The sequence below is a fragment of the Rhizobium rosettiformans W3 genome (assembly GCF_004912135.1).
GTDB lineage: Bacteria > Pseudomonadota > Alphaproteobacteria > Rhizobiales > Rhizobiaceae > Allorhizobium > Allorhizobium rosettiformans.
In genome coordinates this window covers 239,569-263,019 of sequence record NZ_STGU01000005.1, presented here as the reverse complement: position 1 = coordinate 263,019, position 23,451 = coordinate 239,569, and the positions used below count along the sequence as shown (strand labels likewise).

Sequence of the window (23,451 nt, the reverse complement as noted above, 5' to 3'; positions counted from 1 at the left end):
GAGGACATAAAAAATATGACGACCGCAAACGATATCCTGAAACAGATCAAGGACAACGACATCAAGTTCGTCGACCTGCGCTTTACCGATCCCAAGGGCAAGCTGCAGCACGTGACGATGGACGTGACCTGTGTGGACGAAGACATGTTCGCCGACGGCGTCATGTTCGACGGCTCCTCGATCGCCGGCTGGAAGGCCATCAATGAGTCCGACATGGTGCTGATGCCGGATCCGGCAACCGTCCACATGGATCCCTTCTTCGCCCAGTCGACGATGGTCATCCTCTGCGACATTCTCGATCCGGTCTCGGGCGAAGCCTATAACCGCGACCCGCGCGGCACCGCCAAGAAGGCCGAAGCCTATCTGAAGGCATCGGGCATTGGCGACACCGTCTTCGTCGGTCCGGAAGCCGAGTTCTTCGTCTTCGACGACGTAAAGTACAAGGCCGACCCTTATAACACCGGCTTCAAGCTCGATTCGACCGAACTGCCGTCGAACGACGACACCGACTACGAGACCGGCAACCTCGGTCACCGTCCGCGCGTCAAGGGCGGCTACTTCCCGGTTCCGCCGATCGACAGCCTGCAGGACATGCGCTCCGAAATGCTGACGGTTCTCGGTGAAATGGGCGTCGTCGTCGAAAAGCATCACCACGAAGTGGCAGCTGCGCAGCACGAGCTCGGCATCAAGTTCGACACGCTGGTGCGCAACGCCGACAAGATGCAGATCTACAAGTATGTCGTGCATCAGGTCGCCAATGCCTATGGCAAGACGGCCACCTTCATGCCGAAGCCGATCTTCGGCGATAACGGCTCGGGCATGCACGTGCACCAGTCGATCTGGAAGGACGGCAAGCCGACCTTTGCTGGCGATGAATATGCCGGCCTGTCGGAAAGCTGCCTCTACTACATCGGCGGCATCATCAAGCATGCCAAGGCGATCAACGCCTTCACCAACCCGTCGACCAACTCTTACAAGCGTCTGGTCCCGGGTTACGAAGCACCGGTTCTGCTCGCCTATTCCGCGCGCAACCGCTCGGCTTCGTGCCGTATCCCCTTCGGCACCAACCCGAAGGCCAAGCGCGTCGAAGTCCGCTTCCCGGACCCGATGGCGAACCCCTACCTCGCCTTTGCCGCCATGCTGATGGCCGGCCTCGACGGCATCAAGAACAAGATCCATCCGGGCAAGGCCATGGACAAGGATCTCTACGACCTGCCGCCGAAGGAACTGAAGAAGATCCCGACCGTCTGCGGTTCGCTGCGTGAAGCGCTGGAAAGCCTCGACAAGGATCGCAAGTTCCTGACCGCCGGCGGCGTCTTCGACGACGACCAGATCGATGCCTTCATCGAACTGAAGATGCAGGAAGTCATGCGTTTCGAAATGACCCCGCATCCGGTCGAATTCGACATGTACTACTCGGCCTGATCCATCAGGTTTCGATCCAGGCGCCGGCGGAGAGATCCGCCGGCGTTTTTTTGTTGGTCGAAGACAAGCTCCGACGCGAATAGCGCTTTCTCGCCCCCCAGGGTCGGGTTAGCAGTGTGGCGTCTTCTTCTCATGTCACGGTTCCGATGGCAGCCTCCCAGAATATCTCCTCCCCGCGCCTGTTCGACTGGATCCTGTTTCTCCTGGCGCCCCTGTTCTTTTCGTCGAACCTCATCTTCGGCCGCGGCATCACCGGCGAAGTTGGCCCGTTCACGACGGCACTGCTGCGCTGGCTGGGGGCAGCGCTCTTGATGTCGCCCTTCATCTGGCAGGAACGGCGGGCTTGCCTATCCTTCGTGCGCCAGCACACGGCCCTTTGGCTCACGCTCGGCATACTTGGCATGGGGATCTGTGGCGGTGTCGTCTACTGGGCGCTGACGCTGACCACGGCATCGAACGCAACCTTGATCTACACGACCTCGTCGCTCTTCATCATCCTGTTCCAGTGGCTTTTTCAGAAGCGGGCGATCACGAGGCTCGAGCTGCTGGGGATGGTGATCGCCTTCTCAGGCGTCGTGGCGATCGTGCTTAAGGGACACCCCGAGGCTTTGCTTTCGCTGAGTTTCAACATCGGCGACCTCGCGATCCTGGTGGCCGCGATTGCGTTTGCGGCCTATTCGCTGCTCTTGCGGCGTCCCTCGGTGCGGGCGATGCCGCCTCTGCCTCTTTTTGCGCTGCTGGCTCTGTCAGGTGCGATCGTGCTCATCCCAGCGGGCGTGGTCGAGATGGCGTCCGGTGGCCTTCTGCCGGACACGATGACGGAATTCGCCAAGCTTGCAGGCATCATCCTCTTCGCGTCACTTGCCGCCTTCTACTGCTTCCAGCATGCCGTCCAGGTCTTTGGACCCGGAATTGCCGGCATGACGCTCTATCTGATGCCGCCGATGTCGATCCTCATGGCCGTCGTCTTTCTCGGCGAGCACTTCGAGCGTTACCACGCAGTTGGCATCGTTCTGGTGACCGGCGGCTTGATACTCGCGACCGCACCGGGGCGGAAGAGTGGCTAGGTGTGGCAGGCTGCCACGGTGTCACACACCATCCCTTGATTTTGCCGGGCTTTCTTCCCAAATATGACAGGGAAAGGAAGTCAAGCCATGAAACAACGAAGCGCTAAATTTGGTATCGGGGACGTCGTACGGCATAAGTTCTTTCCGTTCCGCGGCGTGATCTTCGATGTTGACCCGGAGTTCGCGAATTCCGAGGAGTGGTGGAACGCGATCCCGGCCGAGGTGCGGCCGCACAAGGATCAGCCCTTCTATCACTTGCTCGCCGAGAATTCCGAGACGGAATATGTGGCCTATGTGTCCGAGCAGAACCTCGAACGCGACCAGAGCCAGGAGCCGCTGCGCAATCCGCAGATCCAGCAGATCTTCGAACCGCAGCAGACCGGCCGCTACAAGCCGAAGATGAACTTCGCGCACTGACGATCTTGCAGATACCAGATACGAAGAAGCCCGCGTCTTGCGACGCGGGCTTCTTGCATTTCAGTGGCCTGGCGGAGCTTAATTGCCCTGCTTGGCAGCGTTCTGGGCGTCGGTGATCGCCTTGTTGCGCTCTTCCTGCTTCTTCTGCATGGCTTCCTGCAGGAGACGCTGGCGCTCTTCGGCCTGCGACTGCGACATGGCCTCACCATCGAAGGCGCCGGTGAAGCCGGTTAGCGGGATCTTGATCGGGTTCGGCGCGCGGCGGAAGTTGATCGAGGTAAACACGACCTCGCCACCCTTCTTCAGGCTGTCGATGATCGCATCGGTCAGCGGGATCTCGGCGGTGCAGCGATCCGGCAAGCAGACAGCGTAATCGAGCTTGGTGCCCTTGCCGCCGTCGATCTGCATCATCACGCCCGGCGGGATCAGACGGGCCGAGGGAACCGTGACCTGCAGCAGCTTGCGATTGACCTTGCCTTCAACTGTGATCAGTCCGACAGCGGTGATCAGCTGGCCATTGGCAGCCACGAGCTGGTTCTGAACGACGCAGACATCGGATTCTTCCTGCTTGGCGCAGGTCTTGAACCACTTGGCCGAGTTCGGTGCAGCAGCGGCTTCCTGAGCCTGCGCGACAACCGGCATGGCGCTGGCAGCGAAGGACAGTGCGAGTGCAGACACAGCCGTCCGCGTTGCGTTGCTAAGTTTGAACATCATACGTATTCCGTCTCCTGAAAACCCCTGTCGCGCGGACTTCGTTGCCGCGTCATTCACCAGTCGTGTGTGCCCTCACCTGTCGTTCAAATGAGGCAAATACATGACCCGGCGATCTGGCTCACCTGTTACATTGTGGCGGCCGGAATATCCAGCGTTTCTTTGACGCCGGATCGACTCACTCCGCCTAAATCCCACCCGCTTGTGTTGGTTTTATGGTGATTGTGCTAGCCTTCGCGCACATTACAGATTCACATGCCGAGAGGACCTCAATCTTGCGCCGTCTCTTCTTCAGCCTTTGTCTCCTGCCTTTCGCGACCGTCGCCCAGGCGGAACCCGTTCACGGGATCGCGATGCATGGTGAACCCGCATTGTCGGCGGATTATACCCATTTTCCCTATGTGAAGCCGGATGTGAAAAAGGGTGGCAAGGTCAATTACGGCGTAGTCGGGACTTTCGACGCGTTGAACCCCTTCGTCCTCAAGGGCATGCGCACGACGGCCCGTGGCGTCTGGGACCCGGAATTCGGAAACCTGCTCTACGAACCGCTGATGACGCGCTCCGCCGACGAGCCCTTCACGCTGTATGGCCTGCTGGCTGAAACCGTGGAATGGGATGCGGACCGGACCTATGTGCAGTTCAACCTCAATCCCAAGGCCCGGTGGCATGACGGCAAGCCAGTGACGCCCGAGGATGTGATCTTCACCTTCGAACTCCTGCGGGACAAGGGGCGCCCGCCGTTCAACGGCCGACTCAGCGCGGTCGAGAAGATGGAGAAGGTGGGCGAGCATGGCGTGAAGTTCACCTTCAACGACAAGGCCAACCGCGAGACGCCGTTGATCTTCGCGTCCTCGACCCCGATCCTGCCGAAACATGCGATCAATCCCGAGACCTTCGACCAGGGCGGGCTGGACATTCCCGTCGGCTCCGGCCCCTACAAGATCAAGGAGTTGCGGCCCGGCGAGAAGGTGACGTGGGCGCGAGACCCCGATTACTGGGGCAAGGACCTGCCTTCGAAGATCGGCTTCGACAATTACGACGAGATCAGCGTCACCTATTTCCTGCAGGAAGCGACGCTGTTCGAGGCCTTCAAGAAGGGTGAGATCGATATCTATCCGGAAGGCGACGCCAATCACTGGCAAAGGGCCTACGACTTCCCGGCAGCGCAGAACGGTGACGTCATCAAGGAAAGCTTCAAGCCGGGGCTGCCTTCCGGCATGCTGGGCTTCGTTTTCAACACCAGACGCCCGATCTTCGGCGACGTGAAGGTGCGCGAGGCGATCAGCACGGCCTTCGACTTCGAATGGCTGAACAAGACGCTCTATGGCAATGCCTTCACGCGCACACAGAGCTACTGGCAGAACTCGGCGCTCGGCGCCTACGGCAATGCGGCCGACGAGAAGGAACTCGCCCTGCTCGGCCCCGCGAAGGACAAGCTCTCGCCGGAGATCCTTGCCGGCACGTACACGCAGTCTGCGACCGACGGCTCAGGCGGTGACCGCAAGGCGCTGGGCAAGGCCGTGAAGCTCTTCGGCGAGGCCGGCTACAAGATCCAGGGTGGCAAGATGGTCGATGCCTCGGGCAAGCCGCTCGCCTTCGAGGTGATGACCCAGAACGAGGGCCAGGAGAAGATGGCGCTCGCCTTTCAGCGGACGCTGAAGCTGATCGGCATCGACATGGCGATCCGGACTGTGGACGATGCGCAGTATCAGGCGCGCTCCAACAGCTTCGACTACGACATGATCATCAAGTCCTACACCTCGTCGCTCTCGCCGGGCGCCGAGCAGGTCAATCGTTGGGGCTCGGAGTCGAAGGACGCGCAGGGCAGCTTCAACTATGCTGGCGTTGCCGATCCGGATATCGATCGGGTGATGGAAGCGCTGCTGCAGGCCCGCGACCCGGCCGATTTTCAAGCGGCGGTGCGCGCCTATGACCGCCTTCTGGTGGCCGGTCACTATGTCGTGCCGCTCTACCATATCGGCGAACAGTGGGTTGCACGCTGGAAGCATATCGGCCGGCCGGACGCAAACCCGCTCTACGGTTACCAGCGGCCAACCTGGTTCGACGCGCGGGTGCAATAAGAACGAACCGTTTGACGCTGTGTTTTCGGGCCGGAGCTTGCCTCCGGCCCGTTTTGATTTAAGTGACGGATGACAGAACACGCCCTGCCGCAGGAAGGACACATCATGGACCGCATCACCATCGACCTCGTTTCAGACGTGGTCTGCCCCTGGTGTTATCTCGGCAAGGCCCGGCTGGAGCTCGCGATTGCCGAGGTGCAGGACGAGGTGAGCGTCGACATCAACTGGCGCCCCTATCAGCTCAATCCGGACTATCCGCCGGAGGGTGTAGACCAGCAGGTCGAGCTCGCCAAGAAGCTCGGCGGCAAGGACAACATGGACCGGGCGCATGCCCATTTGAAGGAGCTCGGCGCGGAAGTCGGGATCAACTTCGATTTCGCGGCGATCAAGGTCGGGCCGAACACGCTCGATGCGCATCGCCTGATCCACTGGGCCGGTCAGGAAAGCCGCGAGACACAGGGGCGCGTCGTCGATCTCCTGTTCAAGGCGAATTTCGAACAGGGCCGCAATATCGGCGACCCGGCAGTGCTGCTCGATATCGCGACCGAAGCCGGCTTGTCGCGGCCGGTGATCGAATCGCTTCTCTCGGGCGATGCCGACGTCACGCATGTTCTTTCGGAAGTGGATGCCGCCAAGCAGATGGGTGTGAACGGTGTGCCCTTCTTCATCTTCGACCAGCAATATGCAGTCAGCGGTGCCCAGCCGCCGGCGGAACTGGCAAACGCGCTGCGTGAAATCGCCAAGGCAAAGGCTGAGGCGATCCGTAATCTCAATTGACGGTTTTACCGAACACCCGTATCCCGGTGAGGTCACCTCCTCCCCGGGATCATCATCTTGTCCGCCGACACCACCTTCAAGGGCATTCTGCTCGCCTTCATCTGTTTTGCCGCCTATTCCTTCAGTGATGCTTCGGTGAAGCTGGTCGAGGGGCGTGTGCCCGCCTTCGAGGCGGGCTTTATCGGCAGCCTCTTCGGCTTCCTTGCCATTCCCTTCCTGATGAAGCGCGAAGATCGCTATACCGATCTGGTACGCAGCACCAACTGGCCGCTCTGGTGGCTGCGCTTCGTCTGCGCGACGGTGGGGACCGTCGGCAGTATCGTGGCCTTTACCCGGCTATCGATGGCGGAGGCCTTCTGCCTGATTTTCCTTCTGCCGAGCTTCGCCACGATCATGTCGGTGCTTTTTCTCAAGGAACAGGTGGGCATGAAGCGCTGGGCAGCCGTGATCATCGGCTTCCTCGGAGTTCTCGTCGTGTTGCGGCCCGGCTTCCGAGAGCTCGAGATCGGACATCTTGCAGCGCTGATCTCGGGTTTTGCCGGCGGCGTGTCGATCGTCATCTACCGCGCCATCGGACCGCAGGAGAAGAACATCTCGCTCTATGGCGCAGGCCTGCTCGGCAATGTCATCCTCTGCGGTGTGCTTTCCCTGCCGGACTTCCACGCTCCGAGTGCCTATGATCTCGGTCTGCTCGCAGCCTTCGGCATTCTCGGTGCGGTCGGCAACATCTTCATGATGCTCGCCTCCTTCTATGCGCCGGCCGCGATCGTCGGTCCGATCCAGTACAGCCAGATGCTCTGGGCCATCCTGCTCGGCTATCTCGTCTTCGGCGACAAGGTCGACTGGCCGATGGGGATCGGCATAGCGCTGATCGTAGGCTCGGGTCTTTTGACGCTGATCCGCGAGCGCAAGCGCGACACGCCGCTTCCGCCACCGGTGGCCGGCAAGACAGATGCAGCACTGGCGATCAAACCGGAAGAGCCCGGCGTCTAACGCAGAGAAGCAGCCTCTCAGCTCGCCTTCGCCAGTTCCGCCAGTTGCGTCATGACCACCGCCGCGCCTGCCAGCCGCTTTTCCGGCGTCGGCAGATCGCGGGTCAGGAACACCGAGTGGTCCGGCCGGATCTTGGCCATGGTGCCTTGCTTGGCGATGTAACCGACCAGCGCTGCCGGATTCGGGAACTGCTTGCCGCGGAACTGGACCACGACGCCCTTGGGACCGGCTTCCAGCTTCTCGACATTCGCCTTGCGGCAAAGCGCCTTGATGTAGACGACCTTCAGCAGGTGCTGGACCTCGATCGGCAGCGGGCCGAAGCGGTCGATGAGCTCGGCGCCGAAGCCGTCGATCTCGCGCAAGTCGTCCAATTCGCCGAGGCGGCGATAGAGCGCCATGCGCAGATGCAGATCCGGCACATAGTTTTCCGGGATCATCACCGAGGTGCCGACCTGTATCTGCGGCGACCAGCCGGTGTCGACGACTTCGTCGACGCCCTTCACTTCCGCAACGGCCTCTTCCAGCATCTGCTGGTAGAGTTCGAAGCCGACCTCCTTGATATGGCCGGACTGTTCCTCGCCGAGCAGATTGCCGGCGCCGCGGATGTCGAGGTCGTGGCTGGCAAGCTGGAAGCCGGCGCCGAGCGTGTCGAGCGATTGCAGGACCTTGAGGCGACGTTCGGCGCCCGCCGTCAGCACCTTGTTGACCGGCAGCGTCAGGAGCGCAAAGGCGCGGACCTTGGAGCGGCCGACGCGACCGCGGATCTGGTAGAGCTGGGCGAGACCGAACATGTCGGCGCGATGGACGATCAGCGTATTGGCTGTGGGAACATCAAGGCCGGATTCGACGATCGTGGTCGAGAGCAGAACGTCGTAGCGGCCTTCGTAGAAGGCGTTCATGATGTCCTCAAGCTCGCCAGCCGCCATCTGACCATGTGCCACGGCGACCTTCAGTTCCGGCACGTTCTCGTCGAGGAAGGCCTTGATATCGGCGAGATCGGCGAGACGCGGACAGACATAGAAACTCTGGCCGCCGCGATAATGCTCGCGCATCAGGGTTTCGCGAATGACCAGTGGATCGAAGGGCGAGATGAAGGTGCGCACCGCCATGCGGTCGACCGGCGGCGTGGTGATGAGCGAGAGTTCGCGCACGCCGGTCATGGCGAGCTGCAGGGTACGCGGGATCGGCGTGGCCGAGAGCGTCAGGACGTGAACGTCGGACTTCAGTTCCTTCAGGCGCTCCTTGTGCTTGACGCCGAAATGCTGCTCCTCGTCGATGATGAGAAGGCCGAGGTTGGCGAAAGTGATGCCGGAGCCGAGCAAAGCATGGGTTCCAACGACGATATCCGTCTTGCCCTCTGCCACTTCCTTCTTGACGAGGTTCAGCTCCTTGGTGCCCACGAGGCGCGAGGCCTGCTGGACGCGGATCGGCAGTCCCCGGAAGCGTTCGGAAAAGGTCTTGAAGTGCTGGCGGGCGAGCAGCGTGGTCGGCACGACGACGGCGACCTGGATGCCGTTCATCGCCGCGATGAAGGCGGCGCGCAGTGCCACTTCCGTCTTGCCGAAGCCGACATCGCCACAGACGAGGCGGTCCATCGGACGGCCCTGGCCCAGGTCGGAGCGGACGGCCTCGATGGCGTTTTCCTGGTCTTCCGTCTCGTCATAGGGGAAGCGGGCGGCAAACTCGTCGTAGAGGCCTTCCTGCGTCGTCAGCACAGGCGCGGAACGGGTCATGCGCTCGGCGGCAATGCGGATCAGGGCGCCAGCCATATCGAGCAGGCGCTTCTTGAGCTTGGCCTTGCGCATCTGCCAGGCGCCGCCACCCAGCTTGTCGAGCTGGACCTCGGTCGCCTCCCCACCATAGCGAGAGAGGAGATCGATGTTTTCGACCGGCAGGAAGAGTTTTGCCTCGTCGGCATATTGCAGCTCGAGGCAGGCATGCGGCGCGCCGGCGGCCTCGATCGTGCGCAGGCCAATGAAGCGGCCGATACCGTGTTCGGCATGGACGACGATCGAGCCCTCGTCGAGGCCAGCGACTTCGGAGATAAAATCGGCGGCGCGCTTGCGGCGCTTGGAGCGGCGGACCATGCGGTCGCCGAGGATGTCCTGCTCGCCGACGATGATGAGGTTGCCGGCCTCGAAGCCACCTTCGAGGCTGAGGACTGCGGTGCCCGCCTCGCCCTTCTTCAGCTTGTCGACATCCTTGAGGGCTGCGACGGGAACGAGCTTTTCCAGCCCATGTTCGTTCAGCACCTGCAGCAGGCGATCCAGCGAGCCTTCCGACCAGCCGGAGACGACGACCTTCGCACCGGCTGCGCGCTTGTCGGCGATATAGGTGACGGCCTGGCCGAAGACGTTGGTGCGGTTGCCTTCTTCCGTTGCCTCATTCGCCGTCTTGGCCCAGCGCGGCGTCGGGCGCGCATCGACTTCGATGACAAGACGGCTTTCGCCGCCATGTTCGGCAAAGGGGGTGATGCGGATCGGGTCGAAGGCGTCGAGGGCTCGGCCGAATTCACCGGCGCCGAGATAGAGCCGCTCCGGCGGGACCGGCTTGTAGGGCGTGCCCTGGGCAAGATGGCCCTTGCCGGGCGTCGCCGAGTTGAGGCGGGCCTCGTAATAGTCGCGGATCAGCTTGGCGCGCTCTTCGGCTGCCTCACGCACGGTATGGTCTGTGACCATACGGAAGCCGCGCAGATAGTCGAAGGTCGTTTCGAGCTGATCGTAGAACAGCGGCAGCCAATGCTCCATGCCGGCATAGCGACGGCCTTCCGAGACGGCGGCGTAAAGCGCGTCGTCGCGGTTGGCAGCGCCAAAGAGCGAGAGATAGTTCTTGCGGAAGCGGCTGATGTTTTCCGGTGTCAGCGTCACCTCGCTCATTGGATTGAGGTCAAGCGAGCGGACCTGGCCGATGGTGCGCTGGCTTGCCGGATCAAAGGAGCGGATGCTTTCGAGCGTATCGCCGAAGAAATCGAGGCGCACGGGCTCTTCCGAACCCGGCACGAAAACATCAAGGATGCCGCCTCGCACGGCGAATTCGCCGACCTCGCGCACTGTGGCCACGCGGTCGAAGCCGTTGCGCTCCAGGCGTGCGGCAATGTCGTCCATGCGGACTTGGTTGCCGGGTTTTGCAGAAAATCCGAGGCTGTCGATCACGTCAGCTGGCGCCACCTTCTGCAGCATGGCATTGACGGTCACCAGCACGATCGCCGGATGCGGCTTCAGGTAGAGCGAGATGAGGCCCGAAAGTGCTGCAAGGCGGCGTGCAGAGACGTCGGCCGAGGGTGAGACGCGGTCATAAGGCAGGCAGTCCCAGGCCGGAAGCGTGAGCACCGGGATGTCGGGCGCGGCAAAGCTCAGCGTCTGTTCGATGTTCTGCAGGCGCTGCCCGTCCGAGACCACATAGGCGACCGGTTTACCCTCGCGCGCCAACTCGGCGAGGATAAAGGCATCCATGCCGTCGGGCACATGGGAGAGCGTCAGCGCGGATTGTGCGCCGACAATCCGCTTCACATCGATCAGGGACATCATCAATTACTTTGCAGCGGTTTCTTCGCCCGTGACCGGCGAAAAATCCGGCCGGAGAGCGGCTATGCGTTCGAAGAGTGGCGTCTGAAGGTGGGCGGGAACGGGTTCGGCGCCGGTGATGTATTTGACGAGGTCGTTGTCTTCCTCGGCCATGATGCGCTCGAGCTCGTCCAGATCTTCGTCAGAAAGCTCGGCGATGTGGGCCTCGCAGAACTGGCCGAGCATCAAATCCATCTCGCGGATACCACGATGCCAGCAGCGGAACAGGATGCGCCGGCGGCGCGGATCGAGGTCGGCACTGCTTCTCACCAGTCCTGTCATGTCGGGATCCTCTTCAATCTTGCGCCTCTATAGAGCAGCGACCGGCAAATGTCAGCTTGCCAAAGGGGCAATTTGCAATGCATTTTGCGGCCATCATGCGTCCCCAACTTCTCGATCCCCTGTTCGCCTCCGTGGCCTCGCTCAGCGGAGTGGGCCCCAAGCTCGCCCAGCTTCTCGCCACGCTGCTCGGGCGCGAGGATGCCGAGGATGCGCGGGTCGTCGATCTGCTCTTCCTGGCACCCCACAGGCTGATCGACCGGCGGCATCAGCCGGGCATCGCCTATGCGCAGCAAGGTTCGCTGGTGACGATCACCGGCCGCGTCGACCGCCATCTGCCGCCGCCCAAGGGCAAGAGCAACCTGCCCTATCGCGTGATGCTGCATGACGAGACGGGGGAACTGGCGCTCACCTTCTTCCGGGTCAAGGGCAACTGGCTGGAAAAGGCGCTGCCCATCGATGAGACCGTGATGGTCTCCGGCAAGGTCGACTGGTTCAACGGCCGCGCCTCGATGGTGCATCCCGATCTGATGGTGAAGGCGAGCGAGGCGGAGAACCTGCCGCTGGTCGAGCCGGTTTATCCGCTGACGGCGGGGCTCGGACCCAAGGTGCTGCGCAAGGCGGTGGAGGCTGCCGTCGAGCGCATGCCGGAGCTGCCGGAATGGGCGGATGCGCCGCTTGTGACGAAACAGGGTTTTGCGACGGTGCGCGAGAGCCTGCAAGCACTCCACAATCCGCGCGACGAGAAGGACATCGATCCGCAGGCACCGGCCCGTCGCAGGCTCGCTTATGACGAGTTTCTGGCAGGTCAGGTGTCTCTGGCGCTGGTGCGGCAGAAGCTTCGGCGGGTGCCGGGCGTGCCCGTCAAGCCGACGGGTGAGATCAGCGGGAAGATCCGCGCCACCCTGCCCTTCACGCCGACCAACAGCCAGCTGGCGGCGATCGACGATATCCTCAAGGATATGGCCTCCGACCAGCGCATGCTGCGGCTCATCCAGGGCGATGTCGGCGCCGGCAAGACGCTGGTGGCGCTGTTTGCGATGGCCGCTGCCGTCGAGGCCGGCGGACAGGCGGTGCTGATGGCGCCGACGGAAATCCTGGCGCGGCAGCATCATGCCACGCTTGCCAAGCTCGGTGCACCAGCGGGCCTCAAGATCGAGGTACTGACCGGCCGCACCAAAGGCAAGGAGCGCGAGGCGATCCTTGAGCGGATTGCGTCTGGCGAAGCGCAGATCGTCATCGGCACGCATGCCCTCTTCCAGGATGCCGTCAACTACAGGAACCTGACGCTCGCCGTGGTCGACGAGCAGCATCGCTTCGGCGTGCACCAACGTCTGCGGCTCACCTCCAAAGGCATTTCCCCGCATATGCTGGTCATGACGGCAACGCCGATCCCGCGCACGCTGGTGCTGGCCGCCTTCGGCGACATGGATGTCTCCAAACTCACCGAGAAGCCGGCGGGCCGCAAGCCGATCCAGACGGTGACGGTGCCGACGGAACGCGTGCCCGATGTCATCGAGCGCCTGAGGGCTGCGATTGCAGAAGGCAAGAAGACCTACTGGATCTGCCCGCTCGTCGAGGAGACGGAAGAAAGCGAGTTGATGTCGGCCGAGGAGCGGCAGTCGGTGCTGGCGCAGTTCATCAAGGCGCCGATCGGGCTGGTGCATGGGCGGATGAGCGGGCCGGAGAAGGATGCCGCCATGCTTGCCTTCAAGAATGGCGAGACGCGGCTGCTGGTTGCCACCACCGTGGTCGAGGTCGGCGTCGATGTACCCGACGCGACGATCATGGTGATCGAACATGCCGAACGCTTCGGCCTTGCCCAGCTGCACCAGCTGCGCGGTCGCGTCGGTCGTGGCGACGAGGCGTCAAGCTGCATCCTGCTCTACAAGGGTCCGCTGGGCGAGACCGGCAAGGCGCGGCTGTCGATCCTGCGCGATTCGGAAGACGGCTTCCTGATCGCCGAGGAGGATCTGAAGCTTCGGGGTGAAGGCGAGCTTCTCGGGACACGGCAGTCGGGCACGCCGGGCTTCAAGATCGCCAGCCTGGAGCATCACGGCGACCTCTTGGAGATCGCCCGCAAGGATGCGGCCTATCTGCTGGAGCGGGATCCGGAGCTGACGTCTGCGCGTGGCGAGGCGGTGAGGACGCTTCTCTATCTCCATCGCCGCGACGAGGCGATCCGCTTCCTGCATGCGGGGTGACGCCCGATCGGCTCAGTAGCGGCCGGCGCGCTTGGGCGGCTCGGCAGCCTCTTCATCCGGGAGGTTCGCGAAGGCAGCCATGGCGTCTGCCGCTGTCGGCTTGTAGTCCGGCGTAACGAGACCCGCTGAAATCAGCAGCTTCACACCCTCCTCCGGCGTCATGTCGAGCAGCATCAGTTTGCTGCGCGGCACGAACATCAGGAAGCCTGCGGTCGGCACGGGCGTCGGCGCCAGGAAGACGGCGACCATTTCCTCGCCACTCTCGTTGAGCTTTGCGGCAATCTCGCCCTTGGCATCGGTGGAAACGAAGACCAGCGCCCAGGTGCCGGCGCGCGGGAATTCGATGAGGCCGACTTTCTTGAACGAGTTGCCCTGCTCCTTCAGCACCGTCTCGAAGATCTGCTTGGTGCTCTTGTAGACGGTGCGCACCAGCGGCATCCGGTTCAGGATGTTTTCGCTGTAGGAGACGATCGAGCGACCGATCAGATTGCGCCCGAGGAAGCCGACCAGCGTGATGAAGACCACGGCGATCAGCAGGCCGGTGCCGGGGACGGCAAACTTCAGATAGGCTTCCGGATTGTAGCGGTCCGGCAGATAGGGCTTCACCCAGCTGTCTGCCCAATGGATGAAGGTCCAGGTCAGGTAGATGGTTATCGCCATGGGCGCGCAGATGATCAGGCCGGTCAGGAAGTTGTTCCTGAGCCGGGTCGCCAGCGAAATTCTGTCTGAACCTTCGGTCATGCCCACCGTCATTGTGCAGCGCCGTAACGCAGCGGACAATGCCGGAGGGTGACAGATGGCGCAAGAGCTAGAATTGGGGCGGCGGGATCCACCCGCCGATCCTCACTCGACCGTGACGGACTTCGCGAGGTTGCGCGGCTGATCGACGTCTGTGCCCATGAAGACGGCCGTGTGATAGGCGAGCAGCTGGATGGGGATCGAATAGATCATCGGCGAGACGATCTCAGCGACGACCGGCAGCACGATGGTCGCCATGGTCTCGAGCTTCGAGGCGGCGGCACCCTTCTCGTCGGTGATGAAGATGATTCGTCCGCCGCGGGCTGCGACTTCCTGCATGTTCGACACGGTCTTCTCGAAGAATCGGTCGAAGGGCGCAATGACGATCACGGGCATGTTCTCGTCGATCAGGGCGATCGGGCCATGCTTCAGCTCGCCGGCGGCATAACCTTCCGCGTGGATATAGGAGATTTCCTTGAGCTTCAGCGCGCCTTCAAGCGCCAGCGGGTAGCTGGTGCCACGGCCGAGATAGAGCACGTCCTTGAACTTGGAGAGATCGCGCGATAGCGCCTCGATCTGCGGCTGCACCGCGTTCAGCACCTGGCTCATGATGCGTGGCATTTCAGCCAGGCTCTTCACCAGCTGCTTTTCTTCCACTTCCGAGATGGTGGCGCGCGCACGTCCGGCGGCGAGCGCCAGGGAGGCGAGGACTGCGAGCTGGCAGGTGAAGGCCTTGGTCGAGGCGACTCCGATTTCCGGGCCGGCAAGGATCGGGAAGACCGCGTCCGATTCGCGGGCGATGGTCGATTCCTTAACGTTGACGACGGCGCCGATCTTCAGACCATTGTCGCGGCAGTAGCGCAGCGACGCCAGCGTGTCGGCTGTTTCGCCTGATTGCGAGATGAAGAGGGCAGCCTGATCCTTCGACAGCGGCATTTCGCGGTAGCGGAATTCCGAGGCGACATCAATCTCGACCGGCAGGCGGGCATAACGCTCGAACCAGTATTTGCCGACCATGCCGGCGAGATAGGCCGTGCCGCAGGCGGAGATGGCAAGACCGCGCAGGTTGGCGAAATCGATCTCGGCCGCCATGTCGCGCACGTTGTGTTCGGCGAAGTCGACATAGTGCGACAGCGCGTGGGAGATCACTTCCGGCTGCTCGTAGATCTCCTTTTCCATGAAGTGGCGATGATTGCCCTTGTCGATCATGTAGGCGGAAGCCGAGGAGATCTGCACCGGGCGGTCGACCGGGTTGCCGTCGAGGTCGAAGATATGAGCGCCCTGCTTGCCGATGACCGCCCAGTCGCCGTCATGCAGATAGGCGATGCGGTTGGTGAAGGGCGAGAGCGCGATGGCATCTGACCCTAAGAACATCTCGCCATCGCCGAAGCCGATCGCAAGCGGCGGGCCGGAGCGGGCCGCCATGATCGTCGAGGGGTCGTCATTAAAGATGACAGCGAGCGCATAGGCGCCGGTCACATGGCGCAGCATCTCGTGCATGGCCTCGCGGCGGCCAAGGCCCTGGCGGCGATACTTGGCGAGCAGCTGGGCGACGACTTCCGTGTCGGTCTGGGTGGTGAATGTCGCCCCCTCGGCGGCGAGCTCTTCCTTGATCTCGGCGAAGTTCTCGATGATGCCGTTGTGGACGACCGCCACGCCATCGACGAAATGCGGATGGGCGTTGGTTTCGTTTGGCACGCCATGGGTTGCCCAGCGGGTGTGCGCAATGCCGATAGTGCCGGGCAGCGGCTCGCCGGCGAGCTTGGTCTCGAGATTGAAGAGCTTGCCTTCGGCGCGGCGGCGATCGAGCTTGCCATCATTGATGGTGGCGACCCCGGCCGAATCGTAGCCACGGTATTCCAGCCGCTTCAAGGCGTCGACCAGACGCTCCGCCACGGGCTTGTTACCGACGATGCCGACGATGCCGCACATGCACTTCTCCGTATCTTGTTCATCTCACGCGCACTGTTCCTAGCGGTTCCACGCCAAGAGGCAATCATGCGCCAGGTCAAATTGCGTTTCGTCTCGTAATGCAACGCAGCATAACAAGCGGTGAAGTTCGGTTTTGCGCGGTTACTTGCCGGCCTTCTTGGCCGCCTTGATCGCGAGGTTCCGCTCGCGGATGACGGCGGCGCGTCCCGGCTTCATCTCCTGGCGGGCGCGGCCAAAGGCGAGCGCATCGGCGGGAACGTCTTCGGTGATGACGCTGCCGGAGGCAATCAAGGCGCCGTCTCCGATCGTGACCGGGGCAACGAGGGACGAGTTGGAGCCGATGAAGGCCCCTGCCCCGATCTTCGTCTCGTGCTTGTTCACGCCGTCATAATTGCAGGTGATGGTGCCGGCGCCGATGTTCGTGTCCGCGCCGACGACAGCATCGCCGATATAGGTCAGGTGGTTGACCTTGGCGCCCTTGCCGATCTCGGCCTTCTTCACTTCGCAGAAATTGCCGACCTTGGAACCTTCCGCGAGGTTGGCACCGGGGCGCAGGCGGGCAAAGGGCCCAACTATTGCGCCGGCCGCGACATGGGCGCCTTCGAGATGCGAGAAGGCATGGACGACCGCGCCGCCCTCGACGGTGACGCCCGGACCGAAGACGACATTGGGTTCGATGAACGCATCTTGGCCAATGACCGTGTCATGACTCAAGAACACCGTCTCCGGCGCGATCATCGTCACACCCGACACCATCAGTTCGTGGCGGCGGCGCTCCTGCCAGAGGCGTTCGATGACGGCGAGTTCGGCGCGGTTGTTGCAGCCGGTCAGCTCGCTCTCGGGCGCATCGACTGCGACTGCCTTGCCGCCGAGTGATCGGGCGATCTCGACGAGATCGGTGAGGTAATATTCGCCCTTGGCGTTCTGGTTGCCGATGCGCGACAGAAGATCGAGCGCCTTCTTGCCGTCGATTGCCATCAGGCCGCTGTTGCACCAGGTGACGGCGCGCTCGGCTTCGGTCGCATCCTTCTCCTCGCGTATGGCGATCAGTTCGCCATTCTCGACGAGCAGGCGGCCATAACCCGTGGGGTTTTGCGTATGAAAACCGATGACAGCGACATCCGCGCCGCCGGCTAGCGCTTCGCGTGCCGCTTTCAGCGGGGCTGCGGTGATCAGCGGTACATCGCCATAGGCGACGAGGATTTCGTCATAGCCGCGGCTGATGGCGTCTTTCGCCATCAGGACCGCGTGGCCAGTGCCGAGGCGTTCGGTCTGCAGCACGCTTTCGACGGCGAGGCCCTCGATGCTGGCGGCCCTCTCCACCTTTTCGGCATCGCGGCCCAGAACCAGCGCGACATCCGACACGCCGGACGCAGCGATCGACGCCATCACGTGGGCGATCATGGGGCGGCCGCCGACCGGATGCAGCACCTTGGACATCGACGACTTCATCCGGGTGCTGTCGCCGGCAGCAAGGACGATGGCAAGGCAGGTGCGGGTCATGGTGGCTCCAAAGGATGACGATGGCGCTCCTGACTAATGCCAGCCGGCGCCAGCCGCAAGGGTGTCGCGCCGTCAGGTTCTCTTGTTGGAGCTGTCGACGGCCTTCAGAGCGGCTGCGCGTCCCTGTTCGATCGCCTTTTCCGTGGCGCGACGGGCGCCATCCGGGTCGCGTTTCTCGATTGCCTCGACGATTGCGAGGTGAAGCTCGGTAATGGCTTCGCCGCGACCGGCCAGCTGCGGGTCGAACGCCATGGTGAAGGCGCCGTCGAGCGAGGCCTTGATGAAGCCGATCATGCTTTCGAGAAACGGATTGCCACCGACGATCGTGAGAAGCACGTGGAAGCGCAGGTCCGCCTCCACCTGGCTTGGCCAATCGAGATCGTTCGAGCCGAGCAGGTTGGCGTAGCCTCTCAACTGCTCGCAATCCTCTGCCGTCGCCCGCATGGCCGCAAAGGCTGCAGAAGCCGGCTCCAGGACCAGACGGACATCATAGAGATGGTCGATGAATTCCCGGGTGACGCCCGTGCGGAAATGCCAGCGCAGCACGTCTTCGTCGATCAGGTTCCAATGACAGCGGTCGGTGACGCGCGTGCCGACACGTGATTTGGCGATCACCAGACCCTTGGCAGCCAGGGTCTTCATCGCTTCGCGCAGGACGGAGCGGGAGACGCCGTATTGGGCTTCGAGCTCGGTGTCGCCGGGCAAGGGCTCGCCGATCCCGAATCGGCCGCCGACAATCGAAAGGCCGAGTTGCTCGACCACCTTGGCATGGCTCGTACGAAGATTGGAAACGACTTTCAGTTCCCCAACTTCTTCCCTGCGCATGCCGCCTCTCACTACCGACTGTACTGCTCGGTTAATTATACGAAAGGCTAAAATTGGTGAAGTCGTTATCTCTCGAACTTCGTATTTTTACACCGCCTCAACAAGAAAGGGCGCGAAAACGCGCCCTTTCCCTTTTCCGATCGTCTGCCGATTACTGCGGCAGCTTGTCGTCTACGCCTTCGATGTAGAAGTTCATGCCGAGGATGGTGCCGTCATCAGCCGACTCGCCTTCCTTCAGCCAGGCAGAGCCGTCCTGCTTGTTGATCGGGCCGGTGAAGGGCTTCAGTTCGCCGGACTTGATCTTGGCTTCGGTGTCCATGGCCATGGCCTTCACGTCGTCAGGCATGTTGGTATAGGGCGCCATGGAGAGGATGCCGTCCTTCAGGCCGTCGAAGGTCTGGACCGAGGTCCAGGTGCCGTCGAGAACAGCCTGGGTGCGCTTGATGTAGTAAGGTGCCCAGGTGTCGACGATCGAGCTCAGCTGTGCCGTCGGGCCGGCTGCAATCATGTCGGAAGCCTGGCCGAAGGCCTTCATGCCACGCTCTTCGGCAACCTGCATTGGCGCGGTCGTGTCGGTGTGCTGGGTCAGGATGTCGACGCCCTGGTCGAACAGAGCCTTGGCGGCGTCGGCTTCCTTGCCCGGGTCGAACCAGGTGTTGACCCAGATGACCTTCAGCTTGAAGTCCGGATTGACGGTGCGGGCACCGTGCAGGAAGGCGTTGATACCGGCGACGACTTCCGGGATCGGGAAGGAGGCGATGTAGCCGGCGACGCCGGTCTTCGACATCTTGCCGGCGATCTGACCGTTGATGAAGCGGCCTTCATAAAAGCGCGAGTTGTAGGTGGCGACGTTGGCGGCGGTCTTGTAGCCGGTCGCGTGCTCGAACTTCACGTCCGGGAACTTTTCGGCGACCTTCAGGGTCGCATCCATGAAGCCGAAGGAGGTCGTGAAGACGATCGCGCAGCCGGAACGGGCCATGCGCTCGATGGCGCGCTCGGCATCCGGGCCTTCCGGAACGTTTTCGAGGTAAGGCGTTTCGATCTTGTCACCGAAATGTTCCTGCAGCTGCTGGCGGCCGATGTCGTGGGCCTGCGTCCAGCCACCGTCGGTCTTGGAGCCGACATGGACGAAGCAGACCTTCGTCTTGTCCTGGGCGGCGGCGGGTGCCGCGACGCCGACGATGGCGGCTGCCGAGGCGGCAAGCGCGAGGAGGAAGTTCTTCATGGATTACCCCTGTCTGGTTAGGTTGAAGCTCTTGTTTTGATTATCTATCCGGCACGAACGGCTTGCCGAGGCAGGCCGGCGTGTTGATCAGCGTCGTGCGGCGATTATGCGAGATGATGATCAGGACGACAATGGTCGCCGCATAGGGAAGCGCGGACAGAAACTGGGACGGCAGGCCGATGCCAAGTGCCTGGGCATGCAGCTGGCCGATGGTGACGGCGCCGAAGAGATAACCGCCGGCGAGAACCCGCCACGGCCGCCAGGCCGCAAAGACAACCAGCGCCAGCGCGATCCAGCCGCGGCCGGCGGACATGTTTTCCACCCATTGCGGCGTGTAGACGAGCGACAGCTGCGCCCCGGCGAGACCGGCACAGGCGCCGCCGAACATCACGGCGAGATAACGGGTGCGGATGACCGGGAGGCCGAGCGTATGCGCCGAACCATGGCTGTCGCCGATCGCGCGCAGCTTCAGGCCCGAGCGGCTCTTGAAGAGATACCAGTTGACCCCGATGACGAGGGCAATCGACAGGTAGAAGAAGATGTCCTGGGCAAAGAGGATGGTTCCGAGGACCGGGATGTCCGACAGGAGCGGAATGACGATTGGCTGCATCTTGACGCCCGGGACGCCCACGACGCTCTCGCCGACCATGCCGGAAACGCCAAGGCCGAGAATGGTCAAAGCGAGGCCGGTCGCCACTTGATTGGCCACCAGTGTCAGCGTCAGGAAGCCGAATAGCAGCGAGAAGAGCGCGCCAGTCGCGATGCCGGCGAGAACGCCGAGATAGGGCGAACCGGTCATGTTGGTCGCGATGAAGGCACAGACCGCGCCGATGATCATCATGCCTTCGACGCCGAGGTTCAGTACGCCAGACCGTTCGGCGACCAGTTCGCCCATGGCCGCGATCACCAGAGGCGTGGATGCCGTGATGATGGTCAGAAGGATGGCTTCAAACATCGTTACGCACCCTTCGTCGCGGCATTACGGGCGCGGTCAAACACCACGCGCACCTTGTAGAGAATGAGCGTGTCGCAGGAGAGCACGAAGAAGAGCAGCAGGCCCTGGAAGACGCGGGTCACCTTGTCGGAGACGCCGATCGACAATTGCGCACCCTCGCCGCCCAGATAGGTCAGCGCCAGCACGAAACCGGATGCGATGATGCCCAGCGGATTGAGGCGGCCCAGGAAAGCAACGATGATGGCGGTGAAGCCATAGCCCGGCGAGATCGTCGGCTGCAAATGGCCGATGGAGCCGGAGACTTCAGAAATACCGGCAAGGCCTGCAAGCGCGCCGGAAAACATCATCGAGAACCAGACCATCTTGCGGGACGAGAAGCCGGCAAAGCGCCCTGCCCGCTCCGACTGGCCGAGAACGACGACCTGGAAGCCCTTCAGCGTGTAGCGCATCATGAACCAGACCGCGACAGCTGCGATCAGGGCGAAGACGATGCCGAGATGGGCGCGGCCCGACGACAGGATTTCCGGCAGCACGGCTTCTGACACGAAGGAGCGCGACTGCGGAAAATTATAGCCGGCCGGGTCCTTCCAGATGCCACGCGTCAGCCAATCGAGAAGCAGCTGCGCGATATAGACCAGCATCAGGCTGGTCAGGATCTCGTTTGTGTTGAAACGCGTCTTCAACAGAGCCGGGATTGCCGCATAGGCCGCACCACCGACCGCGCCCATGACCAGCATCAGTGGAAGAAGCAGCGGTGAAGTCCATTCGTAAAAGGTGATCGGCAAGATCGAGCCGACAATGGCGCCGACGATGAACTGGCCCTCGGCACCGATGTTCCAATTGTTCGAGCGATAACAGACCGAAAGGCCGACGCCGATCAGGATCAGGGGTGCCGCCTTGACCGCCAATTCATGCAGCGACCAGACCTCGAGCAGCGGTTCGATGAAGAAGCTGTAAAGCGCCGAGACCGGGTCCTTGCCGAGCAGCGCGAACATGATGCCGCCGAAGAAGACGGTCAGCGCCAGCGCGAGCAAAGGCGAGACGATGGCAAACAGGCTCGACTGACGGGAACGGCGTTCGAGTTCAATGCGCATGGGCTGCCTCCGGGGCAGTCTGAAGACCATGAACGCCGCCCATCAGGATGCCGATGCGTTCGCGGGTCATGGTCGAGGCGGGATAGGCGTCGGACAGCTTGCCTTCCGAGATGGCGGCAATCGAGGTGGCGACTTCAAAAATTTCGTCGAGGTCCTGGCTGATGACGACGACCGCAGAGCCGGCCTTGGCGAGATCGACGAGCGCCTGGCGGATACGGCTCGCAGCGCCCGCATCGACGCCCCAGGTCGGCTGGTTGACGACGAGCACCGAGGGCTGGCGGTCGAGTTCACGACCGACGATGAATTTCTGCAGATTGCCGCCCGAGAGCGAGCCGGCTGCCGGGTCTTCACCGCTCTTGCGCACGTCCATCATCTCGGAGATGCGGCGGGCGGCCTGTTGCACCAAGCCGTGACGGATGAGCCCGATCTTGCCACCGGAGAGGTAAGCGCTGCGATCAGACGCGTTGCGCGAGAGGAAGAGATTTTCGGAAAGGCTCATCGCGGGGATCGCGGCATGGCCGTGACGCTCCTCGGGCACGAAACCCGCGCCGAGCAGACGGCGCTCGTTGATCCCCAGGCGACCAACAGGTTTGCCACGCAGTTGGATGGCCTCCGGGGTCTGGACCGGGTATTCGCCGGAAAGGGCATCGAAGAGTTCGCTCTGGCCATTGCCGGCAACACCGGCAATCGCGAGGATCTCGCCCGCCTTGACCGTCATCGAGATATTCTTGAGCGGCATGGCGAAAGGTGTGCGCGGGCTGACCGACAGGTTGCTCACCTGGAGCTGCACCGCACCGTCCGACGGCGGCTCTGCCTTTTCGACACCCGCCACATCCGCACCGACCATCATGCGGGCGAGCGACGCCGGTGTTTCCTGGCGCGGATCGCAGGCGCCCGTGACCTTGCCATGGCGCAGCACGGTGGCGCGGTCACAGATGCGCTGCACTTCTTCCAGGCGGTGGCTGATATAGAGGACCGAGCGTCCCTCGGCCTTCAGTTTGAACAGGGTCTCGAACAGCTTGTCGGCTTCCTGCGGCGTCAGGACCGAGGTCGGTTCGTCTAGGATGATCAGCTTGGGATTCTGCAAAAGCGCGCGGACGATTTCGATCCGCTGGCGCTCACCCACCGAGAGATCGGCCACGTGCGCATTCGGATCGAGCGGCAGACCATAGGCAACGGAGAGCTCGGCCGCCTTCTTCGAGAGTTCGGAGATGGAGATCTTCTCGTCCAGCGACAGTGCTATGTTTTCTGCGACCGTCAGCGCCTCGAAAAGGGAAAAATGCTGAAAAACCATGCCGATGCCAAGGCGGCGTGCGGCAGCCGGATTGGGGATGACGCGTTCCTCACCTTCCCATCCGATGGTACCGGCGGACGGCGCCAGGATGCCGAACAACATCTTGACGAGGGTCGATTTGCCTGCGCCGTTTTCGCCGAGCAGCGCGTGGATCTCGCCGTGGCCAATGTCGAGATCGATGCCATCGCAGGCCTTGAAACTGCCGAACAGCTTCGTCAGGCCGCGCACGGTCAAAAGCGGCTTTTCGCCCTCGGGCGGTCGTTGCGGCACAGGTCCCCCTTGCACTCTCATGCGCGTCGGCCGGGTCTTGCGCCCGGTCCATCGCTCAATTCATAACCGGTTTGCGGCGGCGCACAATATATAGGCAA

At 62.4% G+C, this 23,451-nt stretch carries 18 protein-coding genes; 7 read left to right on the top strand and 11 right to left on the bottom strand.

The features are described from left to right. The first annotated feature begins 15 nt into the window (after positions 1-15). From glnA to hspQ, 3 genes are all read left to right on the top strand, one after another. On the top strand, positions 16-1,425 hold the full coding sequence (glnA, locus tag FAA86_RS11995; RefSeq protein WP_113461335.1) for a type I glutamate--ammonia ligase: 1,410 nt from the start codon (positions 16-18) through the stop codon (positions 1,423-1,425). Positions 1,426-1,571: 146 nt separating this feature from the next. Further along, the gene (locus tag FAA86_RS11990) at positions 1,572-2,492 is read left to right on the top strand and encodes a DMT family transporter (protein WP_136540889.1); all 921 of its coding nucleotides are present in this window, start codon (positions 1,572-1,574) and stop codon (positions 2,490-2,492) included. An 87-nt stretch (positions 2,493-2,579) separates the two neighbouring features. Continuing rightward, a complete protein-coding gene (hspQ, locus tag FAA86_RS11985; RefSeq protein ID WP_006727720.1) occupies positions 2,580-2,909 on the top strand; it encodes a heat shock protein HspQ in 330 nt (109 codons plus the stop codon). 78 nt (positions 2,910-2,987) lie between these two features. Here the strand turns inward: hspQ and FAA86_RS11980 are convergent, their stop codons facing one another. Further along, the gene (locus FAA86_RS11980; protein ID WP_113461333.1) at positions 2,988-3,623 is read right to left on the bottom strand and encodes an invasion associated locus B family protein; all 636 of its coding nucleotides are present in this window, start codon (positions 3,621-3,623) and stop codon (positions 2,988-2,990) included. A 272-nt stretch (positions 3,624-3,895) separates the two neighbouring features. Here FAA86_RS11980 and FAA86_RS11975 point away from each other — a divergent pair, with 272 nt between their 5' ends. The 3 genes from FAA86_RS11975 to FAA86_RS11965 all read left to right on the top strand — a co-directional run bounded on the left by FAA86_RS11975 (position 3,896) and on the right by FAA86_RS11965 (position 7,471). Then, on the top strand, positions 3,896-5,701 hold the full coding sequence (locus FAA86_RS11975) for an extracellular solute-binding protein (protein WP_136540837.1): 1,806 nt from the start codon (positions 3,896-3,898) through the stop codon (positions 5,699-5,701). Between the two features lie 105 nt (positions 5,702-5,806). Next, positions 5,807-6,478: a DsbA family oxidoreductase gene (locus tag FAA86_RS11970; RefSeq protein ID WP_136540887.1), complete on the top strand. Its 672-nt coding sequence runs from the start codon at positions 5,807-5,809 to the stop codon at positions 6,476-6,478. A gap of 57 nt (positions 6,479-6,535) precedes the next feature. Beyond that, positions 6,536-7,471, top strand: coding sequence for a DMT family transporter (locus FAA86_RS11965; RefSeq protein WP_136540835.1), 936 nt, complete (start codon positions 6,536-6,538; stop codon positions 7,469-7,471). Between the two features lie 17 nt (positions 7,472-7,488). On the opposite strand, the gene mfd is transcribed toward FAA86_RS11965, so the two are convergent. Continuing rightward, the gene (mfd, locus tag FAA86_RS11960) at positions 7,489-10,995 is read right to left on the bottom strand and encodes a transcription-repair coupling factor (protein ID WP_377343208.1); all 3,507 of its coding nucleotides are present in this window, start codon (positions 10,993-10,995) and stop codon (positions 7,489-7,491) included. A 6-nt stretch (positions 10,996-11,001) separates the two neighbouring features. Then, a complete protein-coding gene (locus FAA86_RS11955) occupies positions 11,002-11,316 on the bottom strand; it encodes an FAD assembly factor SdhE (protein ID WP_136540831.1) in 315 nt (104 codons plus the stop codon). A gap of 95 nt (positions 11,317-11,411) precedes the next feature. Here FAA86_RS11955 and recG point away from each other — a divergent pair, with 95 nt between their 5' ends. Continuing rightward, positions 11,412-13,517, top strand: a complete 2,106-nt coding sequence (gene recG, locus FAA86_RS11950; protein ID WP_136540885.1) for an ATP-dependent DNA helicase RecG — start codon at positions 11,412-11,414, stop codon at positions 13,515-13,517. A 12-nt stretch (positions 13,518-13,529) separates the two neighbouring features. Here recG and FAA86_RS11945 read toward each other — a convergent pair whose 3' ends face one another. The 8 genes from FAA86_RS11945 to FAA86_RS11910 all read right to left on the bottom strand — a co-directional run bounded on the left by FAA86_RS11945 (position 13,530) and on the right by FAA86_RS11910 (position 23,374). Beyond that, on the bottom strand, positions 13,530-14,258 hold the full coding sequence (locus FAA86_RS11945; protein ID WP_246035055.1) for a DUF502 domain-containing protein: 729 nt from the start codon (positions 14,256-14,258) through the stop codon (positions 13,530-13,532). A 102-nt stretch (positions 14,259-14,360) separates the two neighbouring features. After that, a complete protein-coding gene (glmS, locus tag FAA86_RS11940; RefSeq protein ID WP_136540827.1) occupies positions 14,361-16,187 on the bottom strand; it encodes a glutamine--fructose-6-phosphate transaminase (isomerizing) in 1,827 nt (608 codons plus the stop codon). Positions 16,188-16,328: 141 nt separating this feature from the next. After that, entirely contained in the window at positions 16,329-17,690 is a 1,362-nt protein-coding gene (gene glmU / locus FAA86_RS11935) for a bifunctional UDP-N-acetylglucosamine diphosphorylase/glucosamine-1-phosphate N-acetyltransferase GlmU (protein ID WP_136540825.1), read from the bottom strand. A 72-nt stretch (positions 17,691-17,762) separates the two neighbouring features. Further along, the gene (locus tag FAA86_RS11930; protein WP_136540819.1) at positions 17,763-18,515 is read right to left on the bottom strand and encodes a FadR/GntR family transcriptional regulator; all 753 of its coding nucleotides are present in this window, start codon (positions 18,513-18,515) and stop codon (positions 17,763-17,765) included. A gap of 151 nt (positions 18,516-18,666) precedes the next feature. Continuing rightward, a complete protein-coding gene (locus FAA86_RS11925; protein ID WP_113461324.1) occupies positions 18,667-19,740 on the bottom strand; it encodes a BMP family ABC transporter substrate-binding protein in 1,074 nt (357 codons plus the stop codon). Positions 19,741-19,780: 40 nt separating this feature from the next. After that, on the bottom strand, positions 19,781-20,695 hold the full coding sequence (locus tag FAA86_RS11920) for an ABC transporter permease (protein ID WP_136540817.1): 915 nt from the start codon (positions 20,693-20,695) through the stop codon (positions 19,781-19,783). Between the two features lie 2 nt (positions 20,696-20,697). Next, on the bottom strand, positions 20,698-21,789 hold the full coding sequence (locus FAA86_RS11915) for an ABC transporter permease (protein ID WP_136540815.1): 1,092 nt from the start codon (positions 21,787-21,789) through the stop codon (positions 20,698-20,700). Continuing rightward, the gene (locus FAA86_RS11910; RefSeq protein WP_136540813.1) at positions 21,779-23,374 is read right to left on the bottom strand and encodes an ABC transporter ATP-binding protein; all 1,596 of its coding nucleotides are present in this window, start codon (positions 23,372-23,374) and stop codon (positions 21,779-21,781) included. The genes FAA86_RS11915 and FAA86_RS11910 overlap by 11 nt, the downstream gene beginning before the upstream one ends. Positions 23,375-23,451: the final 77 nt, after the last annotated feature.